Origin of the sequence: Okeania sp. SIO2F4, assembly GCF_010672385.1 — a bacterium.
Classification (GTDB): domain Bacteria; phylum Cyanobacteriota; class Cyanobacteriia; order Cyanobacteriales; family Microcoleaceae; genus Trichodesmium.
This window is the reverse complement of the sequence record NZ_JAAHGT010000911.1, coordinates 1-3,897: the sequence shown is the minus strand read 5'-3', so window position 1 is coordinate 3,897 and position 3,897 is coordinate 1. Positions and strand designations below refer to the sequence as shown.

General features: G+C 34.8%; 3 protein-coding genes. 2 read left to right on the top strand and 1 reads right to left on the bottom strand.

The window, feature by feature from the left end; genetic code table 11:
* A partial coding sequence (locus F6K22_RS34840; protein WP_293108988.1) for a tRNA nucleotidyltransferase/poly(A) polymerase-related protein occupies positions 1-925 on the top strand: 925 nt, incomplete at its 5' end.
* A 197-nt stretch (positions 926-1,122) separates the two neighbouring features.
* Here the strand turns inward: F6K22_RS34840 and F6K22_RS34835 are convergent.
* Positions 1,123-2,157 (bottom strand): WD40 repeat domain-containing protein, encoded by a 1,035-nt coding sequence (locus tag F6K22_RS34835; protein ID WP_293108985.1) that lies wholly within the window; start codon positions 2,155-2,157, stop codon positions 1,123-1,125.
* A gap of 190 nt (positions 2,158-2,347) precedes the next feature.
* On the opposite strand from F6K22_RS34835, the gene F6K22_RS34830 reads away from it, so the two are divergent.
* Positions 2,348-3,169, top strand: coding sequence for a sulfotransferase family protein (locus F6K22_RS34830; protein ID WP_293108982.1), 822 nt, complete (start codon positions 2,348-2,350; stop codon positions 3,167-3,169).
* The last annotated feature ends 728 nt before the right edge of the window (positions 3,170-3,897 follow it).

Genomic DNA, 3,897 nt, shown 5'->3' with positions numbered 1-3,897 from the left:
CTATAATCCTTTTACTGATGAATTGATAGATTTATTTGATGCTCTGAAAGATTTGCAAGACGGTATTATTAGAATGGTAAAATCTGCCAATCTTAGAGAAGACCCCCTCCGACTATTACGCGCATATCGTCAAGCAGCACAATTAGGTTTTGTAATTTCCCCAGAAACTGAAATAACTATTGGAGAATTTGCACCTTTACTTACTCAAGTTGCAGCAGAAAGAGTTCAGACAGAATTAGGTTATTTATTGAGTCATTCTGATGGAATGATTTGGATAGAAAAAGCTTGGAAAAATGGTTTACTCTCAGATTATTTTCCCGCAGCAACAGAAAATCTGGAAATAGGAAAAAAGGTAGAGATAGTAGTGGAGCAGTTAAAAAAAAATTGGTCGAATTTAGAAGTAGAGTTAGCAACTGGGGTGCGCGATACAGTCAAAACATCTTTATTGGCGATCGCTAAATTAGCAATATTGGTTAATCCTCATCCAGAAAAAGCGGAAGTTGAATTGATGCGGTTGAAATATAGCAATGCAGAAATTAGAAGTACAGTTGCAGTTGTTAAAGGTTTAGCAAAACTGTCTGAAGTAGAAATTTCTCATATGTCTGTTAGGGAACAATATTTTTTCTTTCAAGAAATAGGAAAAAATTTTCCTGCTCTAGCAGTTGTAGCAGTGGCAAAAGGAATATCTATAGAAGAAATTAACTGTTTAATTGAACGTTATATTAATCCAGAAGATCCAGTTGCTCATCCGATAGCTTTATTAAATGGAAATGATTTAATTACAGCTCTAAAATTACCCAAAGGTCCGATAGTTGGTCAACTCTTAACAGAAATTCAAATAGCACGAGCTGAAGAAAATATTTTTACTAAAGACGAAGGAATTAAATTAGCAGAAAAATTAGTTCAATCCTCACAATTTAGATAATTTTATGTCGAATATGTATTAAGTCAAAATAAATAAACCAATTCCAACTTTCAATAACATCTCATAGAATTAAGCTTGTTCCCCCTGCTAGATTTTTCTTTCCTTCAGGCAAAAAATATTCATCCAATCAAATAGACAAAATTAACCTGGAATCTCCTGTAATTACTGCTAGAAGTTTAGTCCAAATTTATGAATTTCTATAACAGTTGCCACAACTTGATTATGCCGTCATTACTACCACTAGCTAAAGTCAGACCGTCAGAGCTAAAGGCTAGTGCATATATACAACTTTCATGTCCGGATAGAGTCGCAACTAACCCTCCTGTCTCCACTGACCATAGCTTGATTGTCTTGTCACTACCACCACTGGCTAAAGTCATGCCGTCAGGATTAAAGGCTAGTGTATATGTAGAACTTTCATGTTCACAGAGAGTCGCAACCAACTCTCCTGTCTCCACCAACCACAGCTTGATGGTGCTACCAGTACCATCAATACTTGCCAAAGTTTTTCCATCAGGGCTAAAAGCCACTACATCTACCCCATCCTCATCAGTAGTGATGGTCACAACTGACTTTCCTGTCTCAACTGACCACAATTTTATGACTCCATCCATATCGCCACTAGCTAAGGTCTTTCCATCACCACTAAAGGCAAGACACAAGACCTGAGATTCATGCCCAGTAAGAGTAGTTGGATATAAAAATAATTCTATAGGGGTATCGGTCTTGCCACTACAGGCCAAAATATCCCCTATCTTTTTCCATGACCACAAATCTATGGAGCCACTAATCTCACCACTGGAGGCTAAAATCTTTCCATCTCCGCTAAATACTACAGACGAGACCTTACATTCACCATATCCAGGGAGTGTTGCCAGTAATGTCCTTGTTTCCAACGACCACAACTCGACAATGCTATCCATGCCATAATAATATCCAGTCACTAAAATTTTTCCATCAGGACTGAAGGCAATGGTATTAACTCCCCCTCCGTAAGTTTTCTCACCAGGAAGAGTTGCGAGTAAGGTTCCTGATTTAAAAGACCACAGTGCTACACTATCATTATTTTCAAAACAATTACTTGTACTTGCTAATATTTGACCATCAGGACTGAAAGCTATTGCATAGATGCTTTTTTTATTTCCTATGAGAGACCTCATGGAGATAAAGGATTCAATATCCGTGTTTCTTAGCCAGGAATTGAATGGTTTTGGGGTTTCGGAAATGCTCATTGTTATACCAGTTATTTGAGTTTATATCTCAACTTTAATTAATTAATCTTTTATAATATAAATTTTACCAAAAATCAACAAATTTATACTAATTCCTTAAAGTAATATAACAATATTTTATAAAAATAGTATCCTAAGATAGAAAGTGTCTTGCTATGAGGCTATATCTATTATATTTTTCCTTTCTAATATGACTTACTTTTTTATAGGTGGATGCCCTCGCTCTGGAACTACTTTATTACAAAATATTATTTGCTCTGATACTAAAGTTAATCCCTTAATTGGAGAAGTAGGTTATCTGTATCATTTAGTTAATGCTTATAGTACAGGTAAAATTGATTTTCAAAGTCAGAGTAAATATTATTTTTCTGATATAGCAGAACTCAGAAATTTTAGTGCTGAATTAATCAATAAATTTTTAGAACATATTCGGAAACGTTATAGCGATGCGACTCATATTATTCTCAAATACCCTCTCATAGCAGAATTATTTCCAGATATTTATGAGTTAGTAGAAGATGTGAAATTTATATTGATTATTAGAGACCCACGAGATACTATTGCTTCTTTAATTAATGTAGGAAATAAAATGGCTATTCAGGGTGAAGATAGACATTTAACTTCCATGTTTACAGAAAGAAAATTATCAGAATTTATAGAATTTTATCGCCGTGCTTATGCACCTTCTTGGAATTGTAAATTAGTAAACTTTCAAAGTAAGGTTGCTTATATCAAATATGAACATTTGGTACTTAATCCCACTGTAGCTATTCAACAACTTCAAGATTTTACTGGTTTAAATTTAAGTAGTTCTATAAAAGATGATAAATGGCAGCGGAGTCAAATTAATTATACTCAGTTAAGTGATGCAGAAAAACCTTGGTATTCAGAACTTTATAGCAAAGCAATATCGTCGGTAAGTGTGGGGCGTTATCGTCAGGTTTTGCGACAGGAAGAAATTAACTTTATTCAGAGAGAGGGAGCAGATATATTCAGAATTTTTCCTGACTAAAATCTCACAATAACCTGCCAGAGTTATTTTTCTGCTTTTCTATTCCCTACTTCCCAAATTACTACTCCCTATTTCCTACTCCCTATTCTCTTATTCAAGGAATGGATAGATTCAGAATTTTTCCTGACTAAAATCTCATAATAACCTGCCATAGCAATTCTCAAAAATCATCCCACAAAAAGCCAGACTGGAAATTTTGAGCGAACAGCTACTTATAGAGTTTCTCAAGTTGCTGAGGTAGAGTTATTTTTCTGCTTTTCTATTCCCTACTTCCCAAATTACTACTCCCTATTCTCTTATTCAAGGAACGGATAGATTCAGAATTTTTCCTGACTAAAATCTCACAATAACCTGCCAGAGTTATTTTTCTGCTTTTCTATTCCCTACTTCCCAAATTACTACTGCCTATTTCCTACTCCCTATTCTCTTATTCAAGGAATGGATAGATTCAGAATTTTTCCTGACTAAAATCTCACAATAACCTGCCATAGCAATTCTCAAAAATCATCCCACAAAAAGTCAAACTGAAAATTTTGACTGACCAGGTACTGATAGGGTTTCTCAAGTTACTGAAGTACAGTTATTTTCTTCTTTTCTATTGCCTACTTCCCAAATTACTACTCCCTATTCTCTTATTCAAGGAACGGATAGATTCAGAATTTTTCCTGACTAAAATCTCACAATAACCTGCCAGAGTTATTTTTCTGCTTTTCTATTCCCTACTTCCC

Bases quoted from the DNA above. Each gene is read 5' to 3' on its own strand.
- F6K22_RS34830 (WP_293108982.1), top strand. From the start codon at position 2,348: ATGACTTACTTTTTTATAGGTGGATGCCCTCGCTCTGGAACTACTTTA.
- F6K22_RS34835 (WP_293108985.1), bottom strand. From the start codon at position 2,157: ATGAGCATTTCCGAAACCCCAAAACCATTCAATTCCTGGCTAAGAAAC.